General features: G+C 69.5%; 21 protein-coding genes and 1 pseudogene. 10 read left to right on the forward strand and 12 right to left on the reverse strand.

Annotation, left to right across the window (positions count from 1 at the left end; all coding sequences use genetic code 11):
• Nucleotides 1-68 precede the first annotated feature (68 nt).
• A complete protein-coding gene (locus tag NW895_RS33265; RefSeq protein WP_289940437.1) occupies nucleotides 69-1,070 on the reverse strand; it encodes a LacI family DNA-binding transcriptional regulator in 1,002 nt (333 codons plus the stop codon).
• 84 nt (nucleotides 1,071-1,154) lie between these two features.
• Nucleotides 1,155-2,678 carry an alpha-L-arabinofuranosidase C-terminal domain-containing protein gene (locus tag NW895_RS33270; RefSeq protein ID WP_289940438.1) on the reverse strand — a complete coding sequence of 508 codons (1,524 nt, stop codon included), beginning with the start codon at nucleotides 2,676-2,678 and terminating at the stop codon, nucleotides 1,155-1,157.
• 733 nt (nucleotides 2,679-3,411) lie between these two features.
• On the opposite strand from NW895_RS33270, the gene NW895_RS33275 reads away from it, so the two are divergent.
• From NW895_RS33275 to NW895_RS33300, 6 genes are all read left to right on the forward strand, one after another.
• Complete coding sequence (locus NW895_RS33275; protein ID WP_289940439.1) at nucleotides 3,412-4,758, forward strand: extracellular solute-binding protein; 1,347 nt, start codon at nucleotides 3,412-3,414, stop codon at nucleotides 4,756-4,758.
• Nucleotides 4,755-5,786 carry a sugar ABC transporter permease gene (locus tag NW895_RS33280; RefSeq protein ID WP_289940440.1) on the forward strand — a complete coding sequence of 344 codons (1,032 nt, stop codon included), beginning with the start codon at nucleotides 4,755-4,757 and terminating at the stop codon, nucleotides 5,784-5,786. Before NW895_RS33275 ends, NW895_RS33280 begins: the two co-directional genes overlap by 4 nt.
• Nucleotides 5,786-6,607, forward strand: a complete 822-nt coding sequence (locus NW895_RS33285; protein ID WP_289940442.1) for a carbohydrate ABC transporter permease — start codon at nucleotides 5,786-5,788, stop codon at nucleotides 6,605-6,607. Before NW895_RS33280 ends, NW895_RS33285 begins: the two co-directional genes overlap by 1 nt.
• A 395-nt stretch (nucleotides 6,608-7,002) precedes the next feature.
• Complete coding sequence (locus NW895_RS33290) at nucleotides 7,003-7,659, forward strand: bifunctional 4-hydroxy-2-oxoglutarate aldolase/2-dehydro-3-deoxy-phosphogluconate aldolase (protein ID WP_289940443.1); 657 nt, start codon at nucleotides 7,003-7,005, stop codon at nucleotides 7,657-7,659.
• Nucleotides 7,656-8,615, forward strand: a complete 960-nt coding sequence (locus NW895_RS33295) for a sugar kinase (protein ID WP_289940445.1) — start codon at nucleotides 7,656-7,658, stop codon at nucleotides 8,613-8,615. Before NW895_RS33290 ends, NW895_RS33295 begins: the two co-directional genes overlap by 4 nt.
• Before the next feature lie 247 nt (nucleotides 8,616-8,862).
• On the forward strand, nucleotides 8,863-10,146 hold the full coding sequence (locus NW895_RS33300; protein ID WP_289940447.1) for an alpha-L-fucosidase: 1,284 nt from the start codon (nucleotides 8,863-8,865) through the stop codon (nucleotides 10,144-10,146).
• A gap of 67 nt (nucleotides 10,147-10,213) precedes the next feature.
• Here the strand turns inward: NW895_RS33300 and NW895_RS33305 are convergent, their stop codons facing one another.
• From NW895_RS33305 to NW895_RS33320, 4 genes are read right to left on the reverse strand one after another with little or no spacing between them, the layout of a single operon-like run.
• Nucleotides 10,214-11,224 carry an aldo/keto reductase gene (locus tag NW895_RS33305; RefSeq protein ID WP_289940449.1) on the reverse strand — a complete coding sequence of 337 codons (1,011 nt, stop codon included), beginning with the start codon at nucleotides 11,222-11,224 and terminating at the stop codon, nucleotides 10,214-10,216.
• Complete coding sequence (locus tag NW895_RS33310) at nucleotides 11,221-11,994, reverse strand: SDR family oxidoreductase (protein WP_289940450.1); 774 nt, start codon at nucleotides 11,992-11,994, stop codon at nucleotides 11,221-11,223. The genes NW895_RS33305 and NW895_RS33310 overlap by 4 nt, the downstream gene beginning before the upstream one ends.
• Entirely contained in the window at nucleotides 11,991-13,328 is a 1,338-nt protein-coding gene (locus NW895_RS33315) for an L-fuconate dehydratase (RefSeq protein WP_289940452.1), read from the reverse strand. Before NW895_RS33315 ends, NW895_RS33310 begins: the two co-directional genes overlap by 4 nt.
• An 11-nt stretch (nucleotides 13,329-13,339) precedes the next feature.
• Nucleotides 13,340-14,122 carry a fumarylacetoacetate hydrolase family protein gene (locus NW895_RS33320; RefSeq protein ID WP_289940453.1) on the reverse strand — a complete coding sequence of 261 codons (783 nt, stop codon included), beginning with the start codon at nucleotides 14,120-14,122 and terminating at the stop codon, nucleotides 13,340-13,342.
• A gap of 590 nt (nucleotides 14,123-14,712) precedes the next feature.
• On the opposite strand from NW895_RS33320, the pseudogene NW895_RS33325 reads away from it, so the two are divergent.
• A pseudogene (locus NW895_RS33325) lies at nucleotides 14,713-14,867 on the forward strand (GntR family transcriptional regulator); the annotation flags it as partial.
• A 185-nt stretch (nucleotides 14,868-15,052) separates the two neighbouring features.
• On the opposite strand, the gene NW895_RS33330 reads toward NW895_RS33325, so the two are convergent.
• Complete coding sequence (locus NW895_RS33330) at nucleotides 15,053-15,541, reverse strand: prolyl-tRNA synthetase associated domain-containing protein (protein WP_289940455.1); 489 nt, start codon at nucleotides 15,539-15,541, stop codon at nucleotides 15,053-15,055.
• 56 nt (nucleotides 15,542-15,597) lie between these two features.
• Nucleotides 15,598-16,455 carry an EamA family transporter gene (locus NW895_RS33335; protein WP_289940456.1) on the reverse strand — a complete coding sequence of 286 codons (858 nt, stop codon included), beginning with the start codon at nucleotides 16,453-16,455 and terminating at the stop codon, nucleotides 15,598-15,600.
• Nucleotides 16,456-16,558: 103 nt separating this feature from the next.
• Here NW895_RS33335 and NW895_RS33340 point away from each other — a divergent pair, with 103 nt between their 5' ends.
• Both NW895_RS33340 and NW895_RS33345 read left to right on the forward strand, forming a co-directional pair.
• A complete protein-coding gene (locus NW895_RS33340; protein ID WP_289940457.1) occupies nucleotides 16,559-17,131 on the forward strand; it encodes an XRE family transcriptional regulator in 573 nt (190 codons plus the stop codon).
• A gap of 529 nt (nucleotides 17,132-17,660) precedes the next feature.
• A complete protein-coding gene (locus tag NW895_RS33345; RefSeq protein ID WP_289940458.1) occupies nucleotides 17,661-18,476 on the forward strand; it encodes an oxidoreductase in 816 nt (271 codons plus the stop codon).
• Nucleotides 18,477-19,249: 773 nt separating this feature from the next.
• Here the strand turns inward: NW895_RS33345 and NW895_RS33350 are convergent.
• A complete protein-coding gene (locus NW895_RS33350; RefSeq protein WP_289940459.1) occupies nucleotides 19,250-20,374 on the reverse strand; it encodes a cellulose binding domain-containing protein in 1,125 nt (374 codons plus the stop codon).
• Between the two features lie 293 nt (nucleotides 20,375-20,667).
• On the opposite strand from NW895_RS33350, the gene NW895_RS33355 reads away from it, so the two are divergent.
• Nucleotides 20,668-22,389: a hypothetical protein gene (locus tag NW895_RS33355; protein WP_289940460.1), complete on the forward strand. Its 1,722-nt coding sequence runs from the start codon at nucleotides 20,668-20,670 to the stop codon at nucleotides 22,387-22,389.
• 67 nt (nucleotides 22,390-22,456) lie between these two features.
• Here NW895_RS33355 and NW895_RS33360 read toward each other — a convergent pair whose 3' ends face one another.
• The 3 genes from NW895_RS33360 to NW895_RS33370 all read right to left on the reverse strand — a co-directional run bounded on the left by NW895_RS33360 (nucleotide 22,457) and on the right by NW895_RS33370 (nucleotide 25,526).
• Nucleotides 22,457-23,098 (reverse strand): cutinase family protein, encoded by a 642-nt coding sequence (locus NW895_RS33360; protein ID WP_289940461.1) that lies wholly within the window; start codon nucleotides 23,096-23,098, stop codon nucleotides 22,457-22,459.
• Nucleotides 23,099-23,241: 143 nt separating this feature from the next.
• Nucleotides 23,242-24,459, reverse strand: a complete 1,218-nt coding sequence (locus NW895_RS33365) for a PucR family transcriptional regulator (RefSeq protein ID WP_289940463.1) — start codon at nucleotides 24,457-24,459, stop codon at nucleotides 23,242-23,244.
• A gap of 119 nt (nucleotides 24,460-24,578) precedes the next feature.
• Nucleotides 24,579-25,526 (reverse strand): alpha/beta hydrolase family protein, encoded by a 948-nt coding sequence (locus tag NW895_RS33370; RefSeq protein WP_289940464.1) that lies wholly within the window; start codon nucleotides 25,524-25,526, stop codon nucleotides 24,579-24,581.
• Between the last annotated feature and the right edge of the window lie 2 nt (nucleotides 25,527-25,528).

Consider the following 25,528-nt stretch of genomic DNA (forward strand, 5'->3'; position numbering starts at 1 on the left):
CAGCGAGGTCCACACGCCTTCCCTGGAGCCCGCCCTCGGGGCGGTGACCGTCGCCCGGTCGGACGAGTTCAGCCGCCTGTCGACTCCCGGATCACCAGCGAGAAGTCGCCGACGGACTCCGCGTGACCGGCCGGGGGCTCGGTCTGCTCGATGCGCCTGATGAGCAGGTCGACCGCGCGCTCGGCCATGCCGTCGTGGTCCGGATCGACGGTGGAGAGCGACGGAATGAGGAATGTGCTCTCCTTGACGTTGTCGAAACCGATCACCTTGACCTGGTCGGGCACTCGTATCCGGGCGTCGGCCAGGCCCCGCAGCACGCCCATGGCCAGGGAGTCGTTCACGCAGAACACGCCGTCGAAGTCGAGCCCGCTCTTGGCCATCTCCCGGGCACACTGCGCACCCTCGCCCATGTCGAGCCTGCTGACCTGCTGGATGAGGGCGGGGTCGGCCGGCAGGCCGGCGTCGTGCAATGCCTGCTGGTAGCCCGTGAGCCGGAGGCTGGAGGTGTCGACTTCGTCCACCGCCCCGCACAGGATCGCGATGCGGCGGCAGCCCCGCTCGATCAGGTGGCGGGTGGCCGCCCGGGAGGCGTCGAGGTTGGGCATGGCGACGTGGTCCACGGGTCCGTCGAAGATGCGGTCACCGAGAATGACGACCGGGTGGTCCACCCTGAGCCGCTCGGCGTCGCCCTGTCCGAGGCCCGCGGCGGTGAGGATGAGTCCGTCGTAGAGCCGGTTGCGCGACAGGGACAGCGCGTCCAGTTCGTTCTCCCGGGTGCCGGTCTGTTCGATGCTCACCCGGAGCCTGCGGCGCTCGGCAGCGGTGATGATGGCGGATGCCAGCCGCCCGTAGTAGGGGCTGTTCACATCGGGAACCGCCAGCCCGATGGTGCCGGTGCGGCCCTTGGCCAGATTGCGGGCCGCGACGTTGACACGGTAGTCGAGCCGGGCCATGGCCTCGAGGACCTTCTCCCGCGTCGAACTTCGCACATGGGGATGGTTGTTGATGACGTTCGAGACGGTCATCGGTGAGACCCCTGCCGCCTTCGCGACATCCTGAAGCGTTGCCATGTGCACCCCCTTTCTGTGAGCCCGGGGACGGTTTCCCCCGAGTATGTCGTTCGGCGTTGCCAGGGGGGCGGAGTGGGTGGATGTTCACCGTCGGACCAGCGCGGCCTGGAGGGTGAGGAAGGAGTGGGGCGGCAGCGTCAGGCCCAGGCCCCGGTCGGTGACGGTCACGGCGTCGAACGGGCGCGGGGCGACCGCCGCCGGGTCCTGGGGGGTGTTGTGGGCCTGCAGCTTGTCGGCTGCCAGCAGGCGGGCGACCGGCTCGCCGACTGTGCCGCCGCGCAGGTCGAGCGTCACCTCGGCCGGTTCTTCGGCGTCCAGGTTGGACAGGGAGACCAGGACCGTGCCGTCCTTGACGCTGGCCGAGACGGACAGCGTGTCCAGGTCGGTGTCTCCCACGCGCCGACGGGCGCCGTCCGCGTTCAGGTGCACGGCGAGCGAGGCGGCGTCCTGGTGGCCCTTGTTCATCTCGAACACGTGGTACGTCGGGGTCAGCACCAGCGCGTCGCCGTCGGTGAGGACCATCGCCTGGAGGACATTCACGGTCTGGGCGATGTTCGCCATGTGAAGGCGTCCCGCGTGCTTGTGGAAGATGTCGAAGTGTGTGCTGGCCACGAGCGCGTCGCGCAGGCTGTTCTGCTGGAACAGGAAGCCGGGATGGGTGCCCGGTTCGACATCCCACCAGGTGCCCCACTCGTCCAGGACGAGGCCGACCTTGCGGCCAGGGTCGTAGATGTCCATGACGGTGGAGTGGCCGGCGATGATGCGGTCGATCCGCTGGGCCGAGACCATCGTCCGGTAGTAGTCGTCGGTGTCGAAGACGGTGGCGCTGCCCTTCGCCTCCCAGGGACCGGCCATCGTGTAATAGTGGACCGAGACGCCCTGGAAGAAGTTGCGTGGGGTGGCTTCGCAGCCGAAGCAGCTGATCTGCTGCATCAGCCTCTCGGTCCACTTGTAGTCGTCGCCGTTGGCTCCCGCGGCGATGCGGTAGAGCTTGTTGTCACCGTGGTCACGGCAGTACGTGGCGTACTGCCGGGCCAGGTCGGCGAAGTACTCGGCGCGCATGTTGCCGCCACAGCCCCAGGCCTCGTTGCCGATGCCCCAGAACTGCAAGCGCCACGGCTCCTCGCGCCCGTTGGCCTTGCGCAGCCGCACCATGGGGCTGTCGCCGTCGCGAGTGAGGTACTCGACCCACTCGCTCATCTCCTGCACGGTGCCGGAGCCGACGTTGCCGCTGATGTAAGGCTCAGCACCGAGCAGCTCGCACAGGGCCATGAACTCATGGGTGCCGAAGTGGTTGTTCTCCTCCACGTTGCCCCAGTGTGTGTTGACCATCCTGGGCCGCCGGTCCCTGGGGCCGATGCCGTCCTTCCAGTGGTACTCGTCGGCGAAACAGCCTCCGGGCCAGCGCAGGTTGGGTATGTTCAGGGCACGCAGGGCTTGGACGATGTCGAGCCGGATGCCTCCCTCGTTGGGGATCGGTGAGTCCTCCCCGACCCAGAAGCCGCCGTAGATGCAGCGGCCGAGGTGTTCGGCGAAGTGGCCGTAGAGGTGGCGGCTGATCCTGGGTCCCTCGATGTCGAGGTTGATGACCGCGGTGGCGTTGGGCACGGACGTACTCCTGCGTATCGGGCTGATGGCGTGAGAGATGCGTTTGAGGCGTTGGCGGGCAGCGGCGGGACAGGGGGTTCCGGGGTTCGCAGCAGGGGTGGTGCGGCGTTACGGGCTCATGGTCGCCTCGCTTGAGGAGCTATGACGCCGTTCCAAGCAGTTTCTTGTAGCGCTACAAGAAACTGGCACCGTGGTGCCGGAGGTGTCAAGAGTGTTACGTCATGTAGTCCGACCGCGGTACCGCGGGCATTTGCTCGGCGGGACAGCCGGACCTCTTGACACTGCTTGGCGGACCGACTTACGGTTCGCCGCAGTTTTCCGCATCCGGTCGGCACGGGTGGGGGCGTTGCGGGGCGTGACGCCACACCGTCGAAGAACCGGTGCACAGGCCGTCCGCACTCGTCAGTGCATGCCGACGGCATCCGCTGACGGCTGAGCTGCGGTGAAGCGCTGCGGGAGATCCCCGCGGTCGCCACTGGTGGTGTCGCCGCACGCCTTCCTTTGACGGATCTGAGCGCACGACCGTCAGAGGGGCGGCAGCGACCACCTCCGAAGCCGGACTGGCCCCTGGGCTCGTCGAACAGCCCGGGAGCCGGCCCGCCTCGACGGTCATGCGCCACGGCTGACCGCGGAACTGCGTCTTCTTCCCCTTCTCTGCGCGCCTTCTGGCGCGGCGGCACCCGCCTTCCGTGTATCCCGCATCCACGGCACACCACACAAATGGAGCACAACTATGCCCAATTCACCCACGGGTTCGCTCGACAGACGCCGTTTCCTTGCCGTCTCCGCCGGTACCGCGCTGGCCGCCGTGGCTCTGCCCGGATGTGCCGCCTCGGTGGACGACGGTGGCAGCTCCGCCGGCAACGAGAAGACGACGCTCACCATCATGTCGTCACTGTCCGACAGCGACGTCAAGGCCGCCGAGAAGGCGCTCGGGATGAAGATCAACCTCCTCACCCAGGACACCACCAAGCTCAACGCCATGCTTGCCAGCAAGAACCCGCCGGACGTGGTGCAGGGCAGTGGTGCGTTGGAGACGCCGTACTTCGCGGCGCGCGGACTGATGACCGAACTGGACTCCTACTTCGCCGAGAGCTCGGTGCTCAAGCCGTCCGACCTCGACCCCGTCAACGACCTCTGGCGTTTCGACGGCACCAAGCAGGGAGCGGGCCCCCGCTACGGTATGGCGAAGGACTACTCCCAGGACGGCATGTTCTGGTACCGCACCGACATGTTCGACGCCGCCGAGCTGGACTACCCCAGCGAGACCGACCCGCTGTCCTACGACGAGTGGCTCGACATGGCGAAGCGGTTGACGCGGCGCAGGTTCGGCAAGGTCAAGGTGTACGGGCTCAGCGCCACCGGTCTGGGCAACTTCGCCCTGCTGATGAACATGACCGCGTCGGCCGGCGGCAGTCTGTTCGCCGAGGACCTGGCGTCAGTCGACTTCTCGTCGCCCGAGGCGCGCAAGGCACTGAACTGGTACATGGAGTACGCGCGGGCCAACATCGGTCCCAGCGTGGCCAACCCCAATCCGGACGGGTGGGACTGGCCGACGTACCAGGCCGGCCGGATGGCGATGGCCTGTGACGGCTACTGGTTCGGCGGAGTCATCACCGGCGACGCCAAGACGACCGAGGTGTCGCGTTTCGCTCCGGCGCCCCAGATGGGAGGCGGCAAGCGCGTCAGCCCGTGCTTCGGCGCCACCGGGTACTGGATTCCCAAGGAAGCCAAGAACAAGGAGGCGGCCTGGAAGTTCTTCGAGTGGTTCTTCGGCGGCAAGCCCGCCCAGGACCGGGCCACCGGCGGTGTGGGCATCCCCTCCCTGAAGTCGTTGCGCCCGAAGATGCCGCAGACCACAGCCTTCCAGAAGCAGGCCTACCAGGTGCAGCAGCAGGAGCTTCCGTACTTCTCGGTGCTGACCTTCACCCCGTACGTCCAGTCGGCGGCTCTCGAGGGTGTGCTCAGCAAGGTGCTGTCCAACGCCATCAAGTCCGGCACACCCGCCGGCAAGGTCGCCGACCAGCTGAACTCGCAGATGAACTCCCAGATCGCTCAGGGCAAGGAGCACGTGGGGTGAGTACCGGCCAGCTCACCGGCCGGACCAGCCGGCCGCCGCGCGTGCCGTCCCCGGCATCGGGGACGACAGGCTGGTCCACTCGCAAACGGCTCACGCTCAGGCAGCGCAGGGCCGCAGCCTTCTACGTCTTCGCGGGCCCGTGGGTGCTGGGCTTCCTGGCCCTGACCGCCTACCCACTCGGGTACGCGCTGTGGCTGAGCCTCACCAACTCCGACGGGCTCTCCAGCCGCTCCCGATTCGTCGGACTGGCCAACTACAGGGAGATCTTCACCGACCCCGACACCATGGCTTCCCTGGGGCGCACCGCGCTGTTCACGGGAATCACGGTGCCGCTGTCGATCGTGGCGGGGCTTGTGCTGGCGGTGCTGGTCAACCAGCCGATCCGCGGCCGCGGAGTGTTCCGCACGTTGTTGTACGTGCCCGCCGTCGTACCGCCGGTCGGCGCGGCCCTCACCTTCAAGCTGATCTTCGACCGGGACTCCGGATCGGCGAACGGCATCCTGGACCTCTTCCACATCGACGGTGTGGCATGGCTGCTGGATCCCTACGCCCGCTGGGTGCTGATCATGCTGACGATGTGGGCGGTCGGAAACGTCATGATCATTTCGCTGGCCGGCCTCCAGGACATACCCAAAGAGCTGCACGAGGCCGCACGTGTCGACGGCGCCGGCCCCTGGCAGTCCTTCACCCGCATCACCCTGCCGCTCCTCTCCCCGGTGATCTTCTTCCAGGTCGTCACCGGGATCATCGCGGCACTGCAGAGTGTCCAACCGCTGCTGATCGCCGTGGACTCCTCCCCGCAGGGGATGGCGCGCGTCCCGGAGGGCAACAACCTGTTCATCATCAGCGTCTTCACCCAGTACTTCGCCAACGGACGCTACGGCTATGCCTCGGCCATGCTGTGGGTGCTCTTCGCGATCATCAGCGTCGTCACCTTCCTCGTCTTCAGGCTGAGCAAGGGCGCGGTCTTCTACTCCGTGGAGCCGGAACCGGCGAAGACCAAGCCCCGGACGATCGGAGAGTCGTGATGGTGTTCACCCGGCGCGGCGCCGTCTACATGGTCCTGGTGGCGCTCCTCGTGCTCTTCCTCAGCCCCTTCGGGTGGCTCCTGATCACCGCCTTCAAGGACCCGTCGGAGCTGCGCGCCTTCCCCATCCACTGGTGGCCTCACCACCCGACCCTGGGCAACTTCAAGCAGGCCCTGACCACGTTCGACTACCTCGGCTACACCCGCAACTCGCTGACGATCTCGGTGATCTACGCGGGGCTGATCACGCTCGCCTCGGCCTGGGCCGGGTTCGGTTTCGCCCGGCTCGACGCACCAGGGAAGCGGCCGATCTTCGGGGTGCTGCTGGCGACGATGATGCTGCCGCAGGTCATCACCCTCGTCCCGACCTATCTGATGTTCGCCAAGCTCGACCTGCTCAACACGTACGTGCCGTGGGTCCTGTGGGGCCTGTGCGGTGCCCCATATCTGATCTTCCTGTTCCGGCAGTTCTTCTCCAACATGCCCAAGGAACTGGAGGAAGCGGCGATCGTCGACGGCTGCGGGCAGCTCCGCATCTTCTGGAGGATCTTCCTGCCCCAGTCGTGGCCGGTCATCGCCACCAGCCTCATCCTGTCCTTCACCTGGGCCTGGGGTGACTACATAGGACCCGCGCTGTTGCTTGACAGCGACCGCACCACCCTGGCGGTCAAGCTCGCCACCGGCTACCTCAATGATCAGGGCGCACCGATGAACAACGCCGTCGCTGCCGGTGCCGTGATGTACGTCCTGCCCGTGCTCGCGCTCTTCTTGATCATGCAGCGCGGCTTCGTCTCGGGTATCGCAACCTCCGGGCTCAAGTAAGGACACTCTGCGCGCCACCGGGCGGCCCGGCGCCCGAGGGCACTTGGGTGACGTCTGCTTGCCGCGCCCTCCGGCAGCGAGGGCCCGGCAAGCAGACGTCACCTCGCCCGCGTAGCTCGTGACGATGCCCCAGCGGACCAGGAGTCACCCGTGCTTTCCCTCAACCGACAGCTGATCATCGGCGCAGCAGAGTCCGCAGCCGTGGCCGGAAGGAGGCCGATATCCGTATCCGCCATACCCTGGTGGGTCCTGGGCCCACACCGGCGTCGCGCTGTCCCTCACCAGGCGGCCCGCCAGGTTTCCACCGCGCCCGCCGGCGGCCATGCCAAGGCGTCGGTCGTCGTCCTCCCGGGACGTCGCATGGCAGCGGGCGTCCCGTCCGGGAAGGCCTGGTCGTGACCGCACGTCCTGCCCTCACACCGGAGCTGAGCCGGACCCGGGTGATGGCCGTCCTCCGGTCGGCCGACGCCTCCGGGCTGCCCGCCACGGCCCGGCCGCTCGCGGCCGGCGGCGTAACCGGCCTGGAGATCACACCGACGACCTCAGGTGCACTGGACGCGGTGGCCGAAGTCCGGGGCGAACTCGGCCCCGAAGTCGCGGTGGGCGCGGACACCGTGGTCACCGGGGCGCAGGCCCGGGACGCCCTCGCGGCGGGGGCACAGTTCCCGGTCACCCCGGTCGACGCCGACGTCGTCCGCACGGTCGCGGAAACGGGCGTCACGTGCCACTCGGGCGCCTGGACGCCGACCGAGGCGTCCACGGCATGGCGAGCGGGCGCGGCCGCCGTGAAGCTCTTCCCGGCGGCAACCGGCGGCCCGGCGTATCTGCGGCAACTGCCGGCCCCGCTGCCCGACCTGCCGATCGGCGTCGACATCCACCAGGCGCGCGAGTACACCGGCGCGGGGGCCCACGCTGTCGGCGTCGGCTCCCCGCTGCTGCGCGGTGCGGACCGGAACCCGACCTCACGGCACCTGGACCGTCTCACCGAAAGGGCATGTGCGTTGCTGGAAGCGGCCAGCCCGGTCGGGCACACCGAGGAGGCGGCCCGGTGAACATCCACCCGAAGGAGCCCTACCTGGTGACGGTCGGCGAGGTCCTGGCGGTGCTCGCCGCGCCGGAGCCGGGTCCACTGGCCGTGGGCGCCGGGATGCGGCTCGGGCTCGCCGGCGCCGAGTCGAACGTGGCGGTCGGTGTCAGCCGGCTCGGCGGCGCCGCCGTATGGATCGGCCGGGTCAGCGAGGACGCGCTCGGTGAACTGACCCTCCGTGAGTTCCGCGCCGAGGGAGTCACGGCCCTCGCCACCCGGGACTCCGCTCCCACGTCGCTGCTGCTGAAGGAGCGGCGCACGGCCACGCACAGCCGCACGCGCTACTACCGCACCCACACCGTCGGCTCCCGGCTGTCGGTGCGCGACATCCCCGAGGACGCCGTCGCGGGCGCGGCCGTGCTGCACATCACCGGGATCACGCCGGCGCTCGGCACCGGACCGGCCCTGGCCGTCCGCCGCGCGGTGGACATCGCCGTCGCCGCGAAGGTGCCGGTCTCCCTGGACATCAACTTCCGCTCCCTGCTGTGGACCGAGGCCGAGGCGCGGCAGAACCTCCTGCCCCTGCTGTGCATGAGCGACGTGGTGTTCGCGGGCATGCACGAGGCGCGGCTGATGGTCCCGCACGCCCAGGATCCCGAGGAACTCGCCAAGGCCATCTGCGAACTCGGGCCGGGTGGCGCCGTTCTCAAGCTGGGCGCCGAGGGGGCGTTCGCCCTCATCGACGGCAGGCCGTACCGTCAGCCGGCCGTTCCCGTCACCGTTCACGACTCCATCGGAGCCGGAGACGCGTTCGCCGCCGGCTACCTGGCCGAACTGCTCGCCGGTGAGCCACCGGAGCGGCGGCTGCGCACAGCGGCCCTGCTCGGCGCCTTCGCGGTCAGCACCACCGGCGACTGGGAGGGCCTGCCCCGCCGCTTTGAGCTGGCACTGCTCGACCACCACGACGACGTCGTCCGCTGAACCGTCCCACCGTCCCGGCCGACCGAGGACCTTCATGACAACGCGTCCCAGCACCGAACCGATCCGCGTTCTCACCGGCGCCTGCACCCGGGCACCGACAGTGACGGCGCCGGGCTGACCGAGAGCTGCCGAGCGGCCCGGCCTCCTCGACGAGACGCGTTCCAGCCCGCACGGTCCTTGAAGACCATGCCTTCACTGTTCGGCGTGGCCCAACGCGCCGCTTCGTCCTGCCTTCTGAAGTCTTCCTGTGCGGCGGTGCTCATCCGTCCGCACCGCCCACCACTGTCCGAGGGAAACAGCCATGCGCCAAGAACGCCTCAAGAACTTCAACGACGCCCGGTTCGGGATGTTCATCCACTGGGGTCTGTACGCCATCCCCGGCAGAGGCGAATGGGTCCGATACCAAGAAGACATTCCGCCCGCCGAGTACGCGAAACTCGCCGACCAGTTCAATCCCCGCCACTACGACCCCAGGGCCTGGGCACGCATCGCCCGTGAAGCCGGAATGCGCTACATGGTACTGACCGCCAAACACCACGACGGCTTCTGCCTGTTCGACAGCCAACACACCGAATTCACCTCGGTGCGCACCGCCGCCCGGCGCGACCTGGTCGCCGAGTACCTCGACGCCTGCCGAGCCGAAGGCCTCATGGCTGGGCTGTACTTCAGCGTCAAGGACTGGAGTATCCCGGCCTATTTCCGCGGCCCGGAGGCCGACCCGTCCGGCTGGCAGGAGTGCGTCGACCGGTTCCACCGGCAGACTCTGGAGCTGATGAGCAACTACGGCCCCATCGACATCCTGTTCTACGACTGCGCGGACGACGCGGACTTCCGCGGAGGATGGGGAGAGCGCACGGCCGAGGTGTGGGACTCGGAAACTCTCAACGCGAAGGTCCGCCAACTGCAGCCCGGCATCCTCATCAACGACCGCTCCGGCCTCCCCGAGGACTACGCCACACCCGAGCAGACCGTACCCATGGAGGTGCCCGACGACACACGCATGTACGAATCCTGCGTCACCATGAACGACAACTGGGGATACGCCATCGGAGACGGGAACTGGAAGAGCACCGACCTACTGATCCGGCAGTTGATCGCCTGCGCCGCTCGCGGCAGCAATTACCTGCTCAACGTCGGCCCCGACCCGGACGGCGTCATCCCCGCCCCGTCCGTCGATCGGCTGCGCGAGATGGGCGGCTGGCTCAGGACACACGGGGAGGCCGTATACGGCACGGAACGCCTCTTGCCGAACTACTTCGACGTCCACTCCACCGGTCGCATCACGACCAAGGGCAAACAGGCCTTCCTGACGCTCGACCAATGGAGCACCACCGGCGAGCTCGTCATCACGCAACTCGCGAACGAGGTGCTGGCAGCACGCCTGCTGCCCACCGGCGAGCAGCTCTCCGTGCACCGCGAGGGACGCCGGGTCGTCATCACAGGCCTGCCTGCCCACTCGCCGGCGCGCTACGTCAATGTCGTGGAACTGGACCTCGACGGTCCCGCCCGACCTCAGTACCACTCGCATTGACCGCCACGCCCCGCGAACACGAGCCGATCCCCGCCCACCGTGCCGCTGAGGGCGGCGATGCCGCGTGTCATGACGGCTCCTTCGACGGCGTGGCTACGGGGACGGGGCTGCCCGGGGCCAGCAGCCCCTCGGCACGCAGTTCGTCCCACAGCGCGTCCGGGACCGGGCGGCACAGCTGCTCGCAGGTGTCGCGTACCTCTTCGGGGGAGCGGGCGCCGGTCAGGACGCTCGCGACCGCGGAATGACCGAAGGGGAAGTGCAGGGCTGCGGCGCGCAGCGGCACGCCGTGGCGTTCGGTCACCTCCAGCAGACGCAGCGCGCGGTCGAGCACCGGCCGGGGCGCCGGGGCGTAGTCGTACGTGGCGCCGGGGCGCGGGGCAGTGAGCAGCCCGGAGTTGAAGACGCCGCCGATGACCACGCTCCGGCCGCGGGCGGCGGCTTCCGGCAGCAGTTCGGCGAGGCCGTCCTGGTCCAAGAGGGTGTAGCGGCCGGCCAGCAGCACCACGTCGATGTCGGTCTCACGCAGGAAGCGGGCGGGCAGCGCGGACTGGTTCATGCCGACGCCGATGGCCCCGACCACGCCTTGGGCGCGCAGGCGCTCCAGTGCCGGGTAGGCCTCACGCAGGGCCTGCTCGGCGTGGTCGTCCGGGTCGTGCAGCAGGAGGATGTCGACCCGGTCCAGGCCGAGGCGGTTCAGGCTCGCCTCCAGCGAGCGCAGCACCCCGTCGGCGGTGAAGTCCCAGACGCGGCGGTGGGTGGCGGGTACGGCGAAGCCGTCGGCGAGGTCGTCACCGGCACCCGCCGTCTTGTTCGGTACGAGCAGTCGGCCCACCTTGGTGGAGACGGTGTATGTGTCCCGGGGGCGGCCGCGCAGTGCCGCGCCCAGCCGCCGTTCCGACAGGCCGAGCCCGTAGTGGGGTGCGGTGTCGAAGGTTCGGATTCCGGCGTCCCAGGCCGCGTCCACGGTGGCGAAGGCGGCCTCGTCGCTGACCGGCTGATAGAGGTTGCCGATGCCCGCGCAACCGAGCGCGAGCTGCGTGACCCCGACCGCGCTCCCGCCCAGCGTGGTGGTCCTCATGACTGGGCCGCCGGGCGCAGCCGCAGCCCCTGCATGCCGCCGTCCACCGCGAGTGCGGTGCCGGTGACGGCGGCCGCGGCGGGACTCGCGAGGTAGACGATGGCGGCTGCCACCTCGTCGGCGGTGACCAGACGGCCCATGGGCTGGCGGGCATTGAGCGGGGCACGCTCCGCTTCCGGGTCGTCGGCGGCGTCCAGCAGCCGGCCCACCCAGGGCGTATCGGCGGTGCCGGGGCTGACGCAGTTGACGCGGATGCCCTCGCGGACGTGGTCGGCGGCCATGGCCAGGGTGAGGGACAGCACGGCGCCCTTGCTGGCGGAGTACAGGGCGCGCTGCGGGAGCCCGGCGGTGGCCGCGATGGAGCAGGTGTTGACGACGGCCGCGGTGCCCGGACGGGCAGTGGCAGTGCGGCGCAGATGGGGCAGGGCGGCCCGGGTGGTGCGGACCATGCCGAGGACGTTGACGTCCAGGACGCGGTGCCACTGCTCGTCGGGGTTGTCCTCGACGGTGCCGCTGGCGCCGATGCCGGCGTTGTTGACGAGGATGTCGATGCCGCCCAGCCCCGCGGCCGCGGCCTCCACGGCGACGCGTACCGAGGTGTCGTCGCTCACATCGGCCTTGAGCCCGAGCAACGGTCGTGGCACACCGGCGGGTTCGAGGTCGAGTACCACCACCGCAGCGCCCTGCGCGGCCAGCGCGCGGGCCGTGGCGAGCCCGATACCGGACGCGCCTCCGGTGACGACGGCTCTGAGACCTGACAGATCACTCATACCGCGTTCTCCTGCCCGGTGCGGTCGGCCACCCAGAACGTGCCGTCCGGGTATCGGAATTCTGCGATGGACTCCTCCTTCATGGTGGCGGAGAAGCCGGGGGCGAGCGGCGCGGTGTAGTGGCCGTCGCGGATCACCACGGGCGCGGTGAAGTGCTGGTGGAGGTGGTCGACGTACTCGATGACGCGGTTCTCGGTGGTGCCGGACAGGGCCAGGTACTCGAACATCGACAGGTGCTGCACCAGCTCGCACAGGCCCACGCCGCCGGCGTGCGGACACACCGGCACCTCGAACTTCGCCGCCAGCAGCAGGATCGCGAGGTTCTCGTTGACCCCGCCGACCCGGGCGGCGTCGATCTGGAGGACGTCGATGGCGCCGGCCTGGAGAAGCTGCTTGAAGACGATGCGGTTCTGCACGTGCTCGCCGGTGGCGACCTTCACCGGCGCCACCGCCCGGCGTACGGTCGCGTGGCCGAGGACGTCGTCGGGGCTGGTGGGCTCCTCGATCCAGTACGGATCGAACTCGGCGAGGGCGTTGGTCCAGCGAATCGCCTCGTCCACGTCCCACCGCTGGTTGGCGTCGACGGCGATGCGGATGCCGTCGCCGACGGCCGCTCGGGCGGTGCGCATCCGCCGGATGTCGTCGTTCAGGTCGGCGCCGACCTTGAGCTTGATCTGGGTGAAACCGTCGGCGACGGCCTGCTGGGCGAGCCGGGTGAGCTTCTCGTCGGAGTAGCCGAGCCAGCCGGGTGATGTGGTGTAGCCGGGGTAGCCGCGCTGCAGCAGCGTGGCCTCGCGCTCGGCGAGCCCGGTTCTGCCCTCACGCAGCAACCGCAGGGCGTCCTCGGGGGTGAGGGCGTCGGCGATGTAACGGAAGTCGACCTGGGAGACCAGCCACTCGGGGTCGGCGTGGGCGAGCAGGCGCCACAGTGGCTGTCCGGCCCGTTTGGCGGCCAGGTCCCACACGGCGTTGACCACCGCGCCGATCGCCATGTGCATCACGCCCTTCTCCGGGCCGAGCCAGCGCAGTTGGCTGTCGCCGATCAGATCGCGGTCGAGGGTTCCGGGGTCGGCGCACAACTCGTCGACGCTGCGGCCCATGACATGGGACCGCAGCGCGTCGATGGCGGCCACCTGGACGTCGTTGCCGCGTCCGATGGTGAAGGTGAAGCCGTGGCCTTCCAGCCCGGCGCCGGCGTCGGTGCGCAGCACCACGTAGGCGGCCGAGTAGTCGGGGTCCGGGTTCATCGCGTCCGAGCCGTCCAGCTCCCGCGAGGTGGGGAAACGGACGTCGTAGGTGTCGACCGCGGTGATCCGGGCGGAGCTTGCAGTCACGGGGGTGCCTTTCACGCTTGGCAGAAGGTCTGGCGCTGGCTGCCGAGCCCGTCCACGGACAGCTCGACACGGTCCCCGGCACGCAGGAACGGGGTGCCGGGCAGGCCGAGGGCCACGCCCGCGGGCGTACCGGTGTTGATCACGTCGCCCGGCTCGAGAACCATGTACTGGCTCAGGTACGACACGATGCGGTCGACCGGGAAGATCGTGTCGCTGGTGTGGCCGCCCTGCCGCTTCACGCCGTTGACGCTCAGGTGCAGCCCGAGGTTCTGGGGGTCGCCGACCTCGTCGGCGGTGACCAGCCAGGGGCCGAGGGGATTGAAGGTCTCGCAGGACTTGCCCAGGTCCCACTGCGGCGAGTACTCCAGCTGGAACTCCCGTGCGGAGACGTCGTGGCTGACCGCGTAGCCGGCGATCACGGTCCGCGCGGCGGCCGGCCCAGCGTGAATCAGCACCTCGTCGTACGGGCCCACGACCGTGCCCGGGTCCTTCATGAACACCACCGGACGCAGCGGGATCTGTGCACCGGTCTCGGCGGCGTGGTCCCGATAGTTCAGTCCGACGCAGACGACCTTGCCGGGGCGCGCGACCGGTGCGCCGACCCGCAGACCCTCCGTCTCCAGTTCGGGCAGCTCGCCCCCCGCGACCGCCGCTCGGGCCCGTCCGACACCGCCCCCGGCGAGGAAGGCGCCGTCGATGTCGGAAGCCACGGAGGACAGATCCAGCAGCCGTCCGTCGTCGGTGCGGACAGCGGGCCGCTCCTCGCCGGGCGCGCCGACTCGTAGCAGTTTCACTGGGCAACTCCCTTGCCGTCGGTGGTACGTGAGGAGACCGGCCGTACGGGCCGCGCCGCCGTCGATGCCATGAGCGGGACCTGCGGAGGGTTCGAAGCCCTCTTCACAGTCATCGGAGGAATGGCGGCATGGCGACTGTAAACGCAGAAGGACCCGCAGACAAAGGAGACCTCGGATGTATTTCTTCGTTGTTGGCGGTTGTGTCCCGCCTGCACGGTCAATATGAGCGGGTTTGTTCGCGAAAGGAGATGGTCCGTCGGGCGTCTGACGCCCAGCCGGGCCCGTGCCGCCCTGCGGGTGGCCGTCATGCACACCTGCGATGGCGCACTCCTGTCAACGCCGACAACAGCCTCGTAACGCCCTCGACGTCCGAGATACATCGGATGAATCATCCGCATGGTCCTGTGCGCGCACGCGCCTCGCGCAGTGCGGCCGTGCGACCTCCACGTCTCGGTAACCGGCAGGCGAGTACGCCCCTTCAGCCTCGCCGACGGTCTCCCCGCCCTGCATGAAGAGAGACACGGTCATGAAGCTTCCTCGGTCGGTGGAGCGCGACGGGACCCACCCACCTCCCACACAGAGGCACCGCCATGGCACTGACGGACGAGGCGATGGACAAGATCAAGGCGATGATCGTCGCCGGCGAACTCGTGCCCGGCTCCCGCCTCCCCAAGGAAGGTGTCCTCGCCGGCCAGCTCGGCGCCTCTCCCGCAACTCGCTGCGCGAAGCCGTGCGGGCCCTGACCGCCACTTCGCAGCGGACGTCTCCCAGGGACGTGCCGCTCGAACCCCAGGTGACCGGACTGGCCGCGTCCGTGCTGCAACCGCACGATCTCCCACATCACCGCCGTCGAGCAGTGGCTGGCGACAAACTGCGTCGACGACCCTCTCCGCCCGATCGACGGCTGCTGAACTCCGGCGTCACCGGGGCTCAGACTTCGATGGTCCGGTACTCCACACCGAGTCCGCCGAGGAACGCGAGCAGGTCCTTGGTGTCGATGAAGATCGTTGCCCTGTTGTCCCCCGGGTGGAAGGTGAGGATGTCCTCTTGGAGCATCTCGGTGTCGAACAGCAGCGACACCTCGCGGTGGTCCGGGTCGATGAGGCCGAACGGTGAGACCACGCCGGGCTCGAGCCCGAGCGCGGCCGAGAGCCGCTCCGCGGATCCGAACGACAGCCGGTTCTCGCCGAGCGTTCTGACCAGCCTGCTCAGGTCGAGGTCTTTCTGGTCATCCATGATCAGCAGGTACTGGGCTGTGCGCTTGCGGTTGACCAGGAACAGGCTCTTCGTCCGTACTCCTTCGTACCCCTCGATGAACGCGTCGGCCTCTGCGGTCGTTCGGGCCTCCTCGTGTTCGACGAGCGAGAACGCGATGCCGGCCGCGTCGAGCGCCTCAGTGATGTCACTGCGGGTGATCATGTGTGCTCCTGTGTGGTTCTTGTCTGGATGTCCGTCACGCTGATCGGGCCCCTGGGTCATCCGGTGGCCAGCAGTACTGTTCCGAGTAGTGCCAGGCTCGCGCCCACCGTCTGCAGCCCCTGCAGCCGCTCGCGCAGGAAGCCGCGTGCGGCCAGTGCGGTCACCACCGGGTACAGCGATGCCAGCACGGCGGCGATCGTGACGGGACCATGCTGAGCGGCGATCGAGTAGGTGCCGTTGGCCGCGACGTCGGCCAGTCCGACGAAGGCGAGGGCCGGCACGGAGGCCCACGGGAAGCCGGCGTCCGGCAGCGCGGGGGCGCCGCGCCGCACTGAGACGCAGAGTGCGGCGCCGCCGGCGATCACGTTGGTGACGCGCTGGACGAACAGGGCGAGGAAGAGCCCGGGGATGGTCGTCGACGCCTCGGCGATCAGCGCGAAGACCGTGCCGAAACCCAGCGCGGCCACCAGGGCGAGCAGTATGGCCCGGCGCTGCACCGGAGCACCTTTGAGTTGCGGTCCGCCCGCGAGCACCACGCCCGTGACGGCGATCACGATGCCTCCGACCGTCACCAGGCCGGGGCGCTCGCCCAGAGCGAGTCCGACGCCGACGGGGACGGCCACGCCCAGGGTGCCCAGCGGTGAGACGACGCCCATGGGCCCCAGGGCCAGCGCCTGGTAGAACGCGATCATGGCGACCGGTCCCACGAGTCCGGCCGCGACGGCGAACCACAGTTTCGGCCCTGCCTCACTCCACGCCCCGGTGGTGACGACGATCAGGCCGAGCACGACCGCGGAGATCAGCTGCGAGACCACGACCACCGTGAGCGCGGGTATGCGACGCGTCAGCAGCCCGCCGCCGAAGTCGGCCAGCCCGTACAGGACACTGGTGGCCAGGGCAAACAGCGCCGTCACAACACGCCTCGCAGTACAGTAGAGTGAACGGTCAAGTCAGTGCAGTGTAGTGCAACACATTGGATACACCGTTCAAAATAGTAGACTATTTCGTGGGTGAAACGTGTCGGACCTTGATCAGTTGACCCAGTCCCTGGCGGGCAACGTCAGGCACTGGCGCGCCGCGCGCAATCTCACCCTGGACGCGCTCGCCGCCCGGGCCGGTGTCAGCCGCGGCATGATCGTCCAGATCGAGCAGGCCCGCACCAATCCCAGCATCGGTACGGTGGTCAAGATCGGCGACGCCCTCGGGGTCAGCATCACCACCCTGCTCGACTACGCGCAGGGGCCCGCAGTCCGCATCGTCCCTGCCGAGCAGGCCGTACGGCTGTGGCACACCGCTGCGGGCAGCTACAACCGCCTCCTCGCAGGTACCGAGGCCCCCGGCCCCCTGGAGATGTGGGACTGGCAGCTGATGCCCGGCGACAGCAGTTCCTCCGACCCGCATCCCCCGGGCACGGTCGAGCTGCTCCACGTCACGGCTGGCGAACTGACCCTCACGGTCAATGGCACCACATTCCAGGTCCCGGCGGGCTCCAGCGCCTCCTTCGAAGCCGGCACTCCCCACACCTACAGCAACGACGGTGACACCCCGACGGCGATGGTGATGGCCATCTCCGTCCCGCCCTCGCGCTGAGTGCCAATCGCAGAGCAGTCGCGGCAGGGCCGGTCCCCGGCGGAGACTGTGACCCGCTGCGCCAGTTGACATGCTGGTGCGACGGCAGGCTGCTGATCGCCGGTGTTGTGGTCGGATTCGTGCTGGTCATGGTGTCTGGGATGCGCCGCTGGAGTCGGAGGGCGTCAGGGACGCGTAGTTGATCTGCCGTGTTCGCGTCGTGTGCCGTCGCGCAGGGCGATCTCATGACGCATCGCCTGTGCGAGCAGGTTGGCGACCTGATGCACTCTCAGGGGTAACGCCTGCCTTCGGTAGTCGAGGCACCTCCGACGGATCGCGGCTTTACTTCCCGGCGGTCGGAGGGAAGCCGTTGGCTCAAGGTTTTGATCAGTTCCTGCATCTGTATCCGCATCTGCATCAGCGATGGCCGCGCGGATGACGCTCTGACGTCTCCTGCTCGCTAATCCTGCCCCCGCACTTGCACCCGGAAACCGATCGGTTTACGGTGAATGGAAACCGATCGGTTTCTCGTTGGGGCAGGGAGTACATGATGAGCACGTATCGGCCGGTGGCACTCGTGACGGGTGCGTCATCCGGCATCGGGAAGGCGGCCGCGCTCGCGCTGGTCGAAGCGGGGTTCGACGTGGTCGGCACAAGCCGCGACACGTCCCGCGTCACCCCGCTCGACGGTGTGACCTTCCTCGACCTCGACGTGGCGGACGACGCGTCGGCCACCACCGCGGTCCAGCAGGTGGTCGACCGGTTCGGGCGGATCGACGTCCTGGTCAACAACGCCGGTATGGGCTTGATGGGCGCGGTCGAGGAGAACTCCGTCGCACAGGCCCAGGCCGTCTTCGACGTCAACGTCTTCGGCGTGATGCGCATGGTGAAGGCAGTCCTGCCGCACATGCGCGCCCGGGGACGCGGACGCATCATCAACCTCTCCTCCGTGGTCGGCTTCCTCCCCTCGCCTTACATGGCCGTCTACGCCGCGTCCAAGCATGCGATCGAGGGGTACTCCGAGTCCCTGGACCACGAGGTCCGCGGGCACGGTGTCCGGGCACTTCTCGTCGAACCCGCCTATACCAACACCGGATTCGAGGCCAACAGCCCGCGGCCCGACACACCCCTGCAGGTCTACGCGGACCAGCGGCGCGCCTTCGACCGCATGATGGAGACAGCGATCAAGGACGGCGACGACCCCGCCACCGTCGCCAAGGTGATCGTCGCGGCGGCGACCGACCCCAAGCCGAAGCTGCGCTACACCGCCGGCCCCCTGGCCGGACGCGCCAGCACACTGCGCCGCCTCGCTCCTGCCGGGGTCTTCGACAAGCAGATCCGCAAGCTCAACCGGCTGCCCGGCTGACATCTGACCGCGCCCGAGCACAAACCACGAGAAACAGACCCCTGGCGGGCGGCCCGCCACCGACATGGCGGCGGGTGTCGACGCACCCAAGGCCGACCCCCGCGACGTGGCCGCGGCCCGCTCGACGGCATTTGCGGCGTGGGCCCACAGGCCCTGGCCGCCGACCTCAGGAGCTGGCTCAAGGCGCAGCTGTCCGCCGATCGGGCCCTCGCCCGCCTCGACGGCTCGTCGCCCCGATGACACTGCGCAGAGTCCGCCTGGCCGACACGGTTCGGCGGGATGAGGGCCCAAGTCCCATGCGGAGGCGGCCATCGAGCTCAACGACTTCGTCATCATCGACCGCTTCCGGCGGGCATGGTCACCTCCACGAGTCCGACCGAGACCCTGGTCTGCCACGGCGCCGAGCGACGGCGTAGACCCCGGGCGACCGAAGCGGCCCAAGACGGTCGCCGGCCGCATTCTGTGGACCCACCGCCGACCCGCGAGCGGACAGGCCGGGCCGAACTGCCGAGGCGGTCCGGCCCGCCACGGGGCGGCGTCCACCTCCCCGTTACAGGGAGGCACCGAAGTGACCAGATGGAGCAGCCGCGTGCGGAAGCGACACCCGCGACGGCCGGAGGGCTGACCCGGCCGCCGGGGTCGGTGATCCGTCTCCCCACCGCGGGGCCTGAGGGCGATCCTGATGGCGCGCCGCGCACCGCGGGCCGTAAGGGGCATGGGGCACATCCTGCAGTTTGCGCCGGGCGGCACGGAAGCGTCCGGCGCCGGTCACGTCACGTCCTGGCGCAGGTGGTTCCGTTCAGGCTGAACCCGCCCGGCACGGCGAAGGCGCCGCTGTAGGTGCCCTGAAACCCGAACGTCTGGCTGCCGCCGGGGGCGATGCTCGCGTTGTGCGTCAGGCCGCTCGCCGTGACAGATCCCGTGGACGGGGAGACAGAGGCATTCCAGGCGCTGGTGATGCGCTGGCCGGAGGGCAGGGTGAAGGCCAGGTGCCAGTCGTCGACAGGTGCCGAACCGGTGTTGGCGACGGTGACGTTCGCGGTGAAGCCTCCCTGCCACACGTTCGTGGTGTACGAGACCTCGCAGGTCGTGCCACCGCCCGGGCCACCGGGTCCACCACCCGTGTTGACGGTCGACGAGAACGAGTTCACGGTCAGCCCCGTGCCGTTCTGCCAGGGCTCGAAGCCCGCCTGAATGCTCGTCAGGTACCAGCTGCTCTGCGCCAGTCCGCGGGCTACCGCCTGCCGGACGAAGTCCATCACGTCGAAGCTCCAGCTGCCGATCGCCGACGGGGCGACGAAGGACAGCACGTCGTTGGAACCGTTGCTGCCCGACCACATCTGCCAGGTCCGTCCGCCGACGGTGGCCGTGCCGACCTGCGAGCCGATGGGCTGGATCGGGCCCACCTTGTTGAACCAGATCATGATCTCGGTCCGGTTCACGCCGTCGGTGCGGGGCGTCGGGTCCAGCCAGATGTCGTACGAGGCGTTGAACACGGCGCCGCCGACGTAGCCGTACGAGATGCTGCTCGGCGCGCTGGAGATGCGGGCGAGCTGCGCGGGGAGGTTGGTCCCCGGCGAGCAGTTGGTGTAGTGGCAGCCGTTGAAGAGGGACGGGTAGGACTTCGGCGCGCCGTTCGTGGGCACGGAACCGTCGGCCCGGGTGATCCGGAAGCCGGTGTCGGTCGCGGTGACGCACTGGGGCTCGTTGGTGCCCCAACGGTTGTTCTGGACGACGTATCGCCCCTGGATGACGGTCGAGCCGAACTGTTCGCAGACCGTGGTGTCGGCCTGAGCCTGCGGCGTGGCGGCGAAGAGCGCCACCACGGTGGCGAGTGCGGTGACGATCGCGCCCAGCGTGCCGCGCACGGTACGGGGAAAGTGCGGTAACGGTCGCATGCGGGGCCTCTTTCGGAGGTACGGCCGGAGACAGAGGGGCTTCGGGGAGCTTTCGCCTCCCCATATACGGGAGCGTCGTATGGGAGCGCTCCCATAGGCTGTTTCTGACGGACTGTAGGGCGCCCGCATGTCCCTGACAACCTCCTGGGCCGGGCCGTGTCGAACTGCGCGGGGCCCGCCTCGATCCGGGCACTGCACTCCGCCCTGTGATCCGGTGACAAAGCCCCACCGGGAAGCTGCAAACCTGTGAGCACCGCCTGAGCACACGGCGTCCGCGGTCCTACCGTCCGGCCATGGACACGAGCCGCAGCAGAAGAAGAACGTGGCGGAGCGCCGCGCTGGCGGTGCTGCTCACTGCCGGAACCCTCACGGCCGCCGCCCCGCACTCCCAGGCCGCGGGCGCCCGGACCGAGACGCCCGTGACATCGACGTCCCCGGTCACCGAGGTCAGCGAGTCGGCGGTACGGGTCAAGGTGCCGTTGCCGGCGTCGTTCGGGGCCCGACCCGAGGCGTGCGACTGGCTGTCGTATCTGCGCTACCGCGCCGCCGACGGCCCCGCCGCGTCGGCCGACGCCGACCGGATCCTCATCGCCCAGCCGGGCATCCTGGAGGGCGCCGGAGCCTTCGACAGCGTCGCCCGCAACACCGTCGCGCGGGCCGCCGAACAGGGACAGCACATCGAGTTCTGGGCCCTGGACCGGCGTTCCAACTGCCTGGAGGACCGTACCGGCATAGCGTCCGGCGACCAGCACACCGCCGTCGACTACTACTACCGGGACAAGGAGGTGGGAGGCCGGACCTTCGACGGGTTCGTCGGCAACGACAAGCTGGGCTGGATGGCGAAGCTCGGCATCGAGCAGACCGTACGGGACCAGTACGACCTGCTCGCCGCAGAGTTGCCCGACCAGAGCCTGCGCAAGCAGAAGGTGCTGTGCGGCGGGCACTCGCTGGGCGGTGTGATCACCGGCTACTTCGCCGCCGCCGACTTCGACGGCAACCGCGCCACCACGACCGACGCCGGATACAACCAGTGCGCCGGCTACTTCGCCCTCGACACCACCGTCTCCACGACACTGGCCGACCTGAGCGGCAGCATCCCCGACGACACCAACCTGCCCGACATCGGGCTCGGTTACGGCGCGGTGCAGGCCGGCCTCGACAGCGGAATACTGTCGCGGACCCTGTCCGCGCCGGTGCTGCTCAACCCGGAGACGATGATGCTGCTCGCCATCGCCGGTCTGGGCGCCCTCCAGGACGCCGACGGCGAGGCCGACTTGCCCCGCTACCTGCCCTCCAACACCAACATCGAGGCCACCAACCGGTTCCTGTTCTCCGAGGACACCGCGACGTTCCTCACCGGCTCCCCCGCGGTGAAGGACTACCGGCTCAGCAATGCGGCGGTGCTCGGAGCTCTGATGGACGACCAGTCCGTACCGCTGGCCTTCCTGCAGACCAGCGTCGGCTTCTTCGACGGCGGACCGATCGCCGACAAGAACTTCCCCGCCGCCAACGGCAGTTCACAGCCGACAGGTCTGTACGGCACCGAGTACAAGGCCATCCCCGACCAGCCGCACGGGCCGCTGTACACCTGGCGCGACTACGACCGCGTCGGCGACAGCGACGACCCCGTGTACCGGTCGGCGGACGGCACGCCGTTCACGGCCGCCGGGAAGGAGGTCACCGACCTGCGGGAACTGGCCCGCAGCCTGGCCGAGCAACCGCTGGACTTCACCGAGCAGTACTTCCCGACCAAACTGGTCACCGACCTCCAGCTGGCCACCTCTCCGCAGGTGAAGCGCCTGGTCGTCCACCCCGCGGGGCTCACGGCCAACCCGGCGCTCACGGTCCTCGCGGGTGACGGACTGCTGGCGGGCCGGATCCCGTCCGATCTGCACCCCGTGGTCGCCGACGGCTACCAGCACCTCGATGTGCTGACCGCTGCTCCCGAGCAGAACAACGGCCGCCCCGAGATCGTCTCCACCCATCTCGCGCGGTTCGCCGCATCCCCTCGATAGCCCTCTCCACACGACGGCCGGGCCCGGGAGGACCTCCTCCCGGGCCCGGCCCTGTGTGTCGCCCGGCTCAGACCTTGCCCGCGGCGAAGGTGGCGGCCGCGTCGGCGTTCGCGGTGTACCCGAGGTGCGCCCCCACGTCGTTCCCGCCGCTCTCACAGATGGGGTCGCCCTTCGCGCAGACATCGAAGGTGCGGCTCTGGTAGGTGCCGGTGACGCTCCTGCCGATGGCCCGGATCGGGTTGCCGAACAGCAGCACCGCGGAGACTCTCGGTTCGAGGGCGGCGGGAATGGTCGCGACGATGCGGCTGCCGACCACCGCGCCGTCGCTGCTGATCCCCAAGGAGTTGTCGACGACGTTCGCGCCCTGCGAATAGCCGACGAGAACGAACCGCTGGTTCGGGCAGGCGGCAGCCTGGCTCCGGACGTGGTTCACCAGGTCCGCATTGCCCTGCGCGGCCGAGGTCAGGGAGAGATCGGCAGGATAGTTCACCGCATAGCTGGACAGGGATTTCCCGCTCAGTTTCTTCTGCAGTGCGGAATACACCGGGTCGCCGACGATGAAGCCGAGCGTGCCCGGCTCGAAGGTGCCGCGAGCCGCGACGACGTCGATGTCGGTGCAGGCCGCGGCCGATGCCGCGGGTGCCGAGAGGGTGGCCAGTCCGGCCCCGCCGACCAGCGAGAGCGCGGCGAGGCACAAGCGGATACGCATGGGGATCCTCCGCGTGTGGGGCGCGTGAAGCGCTTGCGTGAAAGGACGGTCCCGAACGTATTCGCTTTTCCTGACGGGGTGTTATGGACAGAAATGCAGAAGTGCCCCGTGTTTTTGTTCCGACATGAGTGGGCGGGAAATCTCTACGGCCGGTCCCGCAGCGCCTCGGCGCGCAGTGCCAGGATGAGGTCCAGGCGGGTGTCGGGATCGTGCAGGGCGTCGCCGAAGAGCTTCTCCAGCTGGCGCAGGCGGTAGCGGACCGTCTGCGGGTGGATGTGCAGCCGGACGGCGACGTCGGGCACGTTGCTGCCGCTGAGCAGCCAGGCCAGCAGTGTCTCGGCGAGCCGGGCGCGCTGCCCCGCCGAGACCGAGTCGAGCGGACCGAGGACGCGTGACTGCAACTGGGCGAGGAGCGGTTCGTCGTTGTGCAGCAGCAGCGTCGAGAGGTGGTCGGCGCACCGCACCACGCCCTGGCGGGGCAGAACGCCACGGCCCATCAGCCCGAGCGCCCGGGTGGCCCACTCCAAGGACCGGGCGGCCTCCGTGACGGGGACCGTCGGACCGATCGCGGCCGGTCGGCCACGCAACGCCAGGGCGAACGCCCGACCGGCGAAGCGCCCGGAACCGTCCGGGTCCGGCACCAGAAGGCGCGGCGGCCGCGACTCCATGTCCACCAGGGCACCCGCCGCGACCAGCGGCCGGTCCTGCTCCCGCTGGTCCGGGCCGGCGGCCAGCGCGACGACGGCGACCTGCCGCGGCACCGGCCACCGTGCCCCGTGCGCCAGGTCCTGCACCGCCTCCGACGACACGGGACCGTCGCCCAGCAGCAGACCGAGCAGCCGGCGGCGACGCCGTTCCACCTCGTCGGTGCTGCGCAGCCGGGCCTCCGCGTACCCGGCCGCGGCGGCCTCCGCGACCTCGTGCACCGTCCGGAACGCCAGCTCGCCCAGTGCCGCGACCACGGTGGAGTCCAGCCCCAGCTCCTCCGCCGTACGGCCCATCAGCCGCCAGGCGTGCAGCCCGCCGACGCGCAGCGCGGACTGCAGCGCGTCCAGGCTACGACCCTCCAACGCCTCGCCACGCCCCAGTTCGTAGTACGTCGCGGCGATCCCGTCGCCCTGGCTGCGCGGGTCCGCGATGTGCTCGACGAACAGCGTCAGCGCCTGCACGACCCCGGCTCGGAGGTTCCTGACGTACGCCCCGTCGGACGGCCGCGCGTACTCGGGGACCTGTCTGCGGACCTCGGCCTCCACCTCGTCGGCGACGGTCTCGAGCTGGGCGCGCAGCAGCTGGGCCAGATCGGGCGGCACCGATGCGGCCACGCGACCCTCCGGCACACCGTGCGGGGTGGGGACAGCCATCGCGGACACTCCTTTCACCCGGAAGCGACTCACCCGCGGACTGTTTCCCGTGGGGCGGGGGAGCTGTCCGGTGTTCGGCCGTCCCCTGCGCTCCGTTCCGTGCCCCGTCGGCACCGACATCACTCCGGCAGGCCCAGTGCATGGGCGAGCATCGGCCATGATGCCCTGAACTCCCGTTTCCAGTAAGTCCAGTTGTGCTCTCCTCCCGTGTAGAAGTGGGTGGTGGCGGGGATGCGTAGCCGGGCCAGCTCGCCGGTGAAGGCGTGGGCGGACGGCCACAGCGCGCTCTCCAGCGCCTCCGGCAGGGGTTCACCGCCGCCACCGGCCAGCCCGCTGCCGCTGGAGACGTACAGAGCGGTGCCGCGCAGCCCCGAGGCGCGGGCACGCGGGTTGAAGTCCCGCCAGGTGGTGAGCAGATCCAGCACCGTACCGCCCCACAGCGAGGCGGGCAGCAGGTTCTCCCGGGCGACGATGGCGTTCACGATGTGGGGGACGCCGGGTGCGGTCGTGTCGAGGATGCCGCTGTAGGACGCGGCGGCGGTGAACGCGCCCGGGTGCCGTGCGGCGTGCGCCATGGCCCCGTAGCCGCCGGTGGAGACGCCCGCGACGGCCCGCACCCCGGAGGCCCGGTAGTCGCGTTGGAGCAGGGCCCAGACCTCCTTCATCTGGAACGTCTCGTAGTCGGGGCCGCCGCGCCAGGCACTGGGGATGCCGGTGGGGCCGCCGTCCGGCATCGCCACGACCAGGTCGCGGCCCTCGGTGAAGGCCTCGATGTCCGTCTCCCGCGTCCAGGACGTGTAGTCGTCGTGCGCGCCGTGCAACAGGTACAGGACGGGGTACGTCCGCCCGGGCTGGGAGTCGAATCCGGTCGGCAGGATCAGCCGTACCGGTGCGCTGCGGCCCAGGGCGGCGGAGGCGACCGTCACGTCGAAGGTGCGAGGGCCGATCCGGGTGGCCGCCTGGGCGCGGCCGGTAGCGGCCGCGGCACCGAACAGGACGGCCAGGCCGGCGGCTGCCCCGGCCTTGGCGACGGTGCGCCGGGACACGGCGGGGGTGCGGTGGTGCATGG

Origin of the sequence: Streptomyces sp. S.PNR 29, assembly GCF_030386795.1 — a bacterium.
GTDB lineage: Bacteria > Actinomycetota > Actinomycetes > Streptomycetales > Streptomycetaceae > Streptomyces.

Excerpts from the sequence above, each read along its gene's own strand:
- NW895_RS33265 (WP_289940437.1), bottom strand. The coding sequence starts at position 1,070 with ATGGCAACGCTTCAGGATGTCGCGAAGGCGGCAGGGGTCTCACCGATG.
- NW895_RS33275 (WP_289940439.1), top strand. The coding sequence starts at position 3,412 with ATGCCCAATTCACCCACGGGTTCGCTCGACAGACGCCGTTTCCTTGCC.
- NW895_RS33285 (WP_289940442.1), top strand. The coding sequence starts at position 5,786 with ATGGTGTTCACCCGGCGCGGCGCCGTCTACATGGTCCTGGTGGCGCTC.
- NW895_RS33305 (WP_289940449.1), bottom strand. The coding sequence starts at position 11,224 with ATGAGGACCACCACGCTGGGCGGGAGCGCGGTCGGGGTCACGCAGCTC.
- NW895_RS33310 (WP_289940450.1), bottom strand. The coding sequence starts at position 11,994 with ATGAGTGATCTGTCAGGTCTCAGAGCCGTCGTCACCGGAGGCGCGTCC.
- NW895_RS33330 (WP_289940455.1), bottom strand. The coding sequence starts at position 15,541 with ATGATCACCCGCAGTGACATCACTGAGGCGCTCGACGCGGCCGGCATC.
- NW895_RS33345 (WP_289940458.1), top strand. The coding sequence starts at position 17,661 with ATGAGCACGTATCGGCCGGTGGCACTCGTGACGGGTGCGTCATCCGGC.
- NW895_RS33350 (WP_289940459.1), bottom strand. The coding sequence starts at position 20,374 with ATGCGACCGTTACCGCACTTTCCCCGTACCGTGCGCGGCACGCTGGGC.
- NW895_RS33355 (WP_289940460.1), top strand. The coding sequence starts at position 20,668 with ATGGACACGAGCCGCAGCAGAAGAAGAACGTGGCGGAGCGCCGCGCTG.
- NW895_RS33360 (WP_289940461.1), bottom strand. The coding sequence starts at position 23,098 with ATGCGTATCCGCTTGTGCCTCGCCGCGCTCTCGCTGGTCGGCGGGGCC.
- NW895_RS33365 (WP_289940463.1), bottom strand. The coding sequence starts at position 24,459 with ATGGCTGTCCCCACCCCGCACGGTGTGCCGGAGGGTCGCGTGGCCGCA.
- NW895_RS33370 (WP_289940464.1), bottom strand. The coding sequence starts at position 25,526 with ATGCACCACCGCACCCCCGCCGTGTCCCGGCGCACCGTCGCCAAGGCC.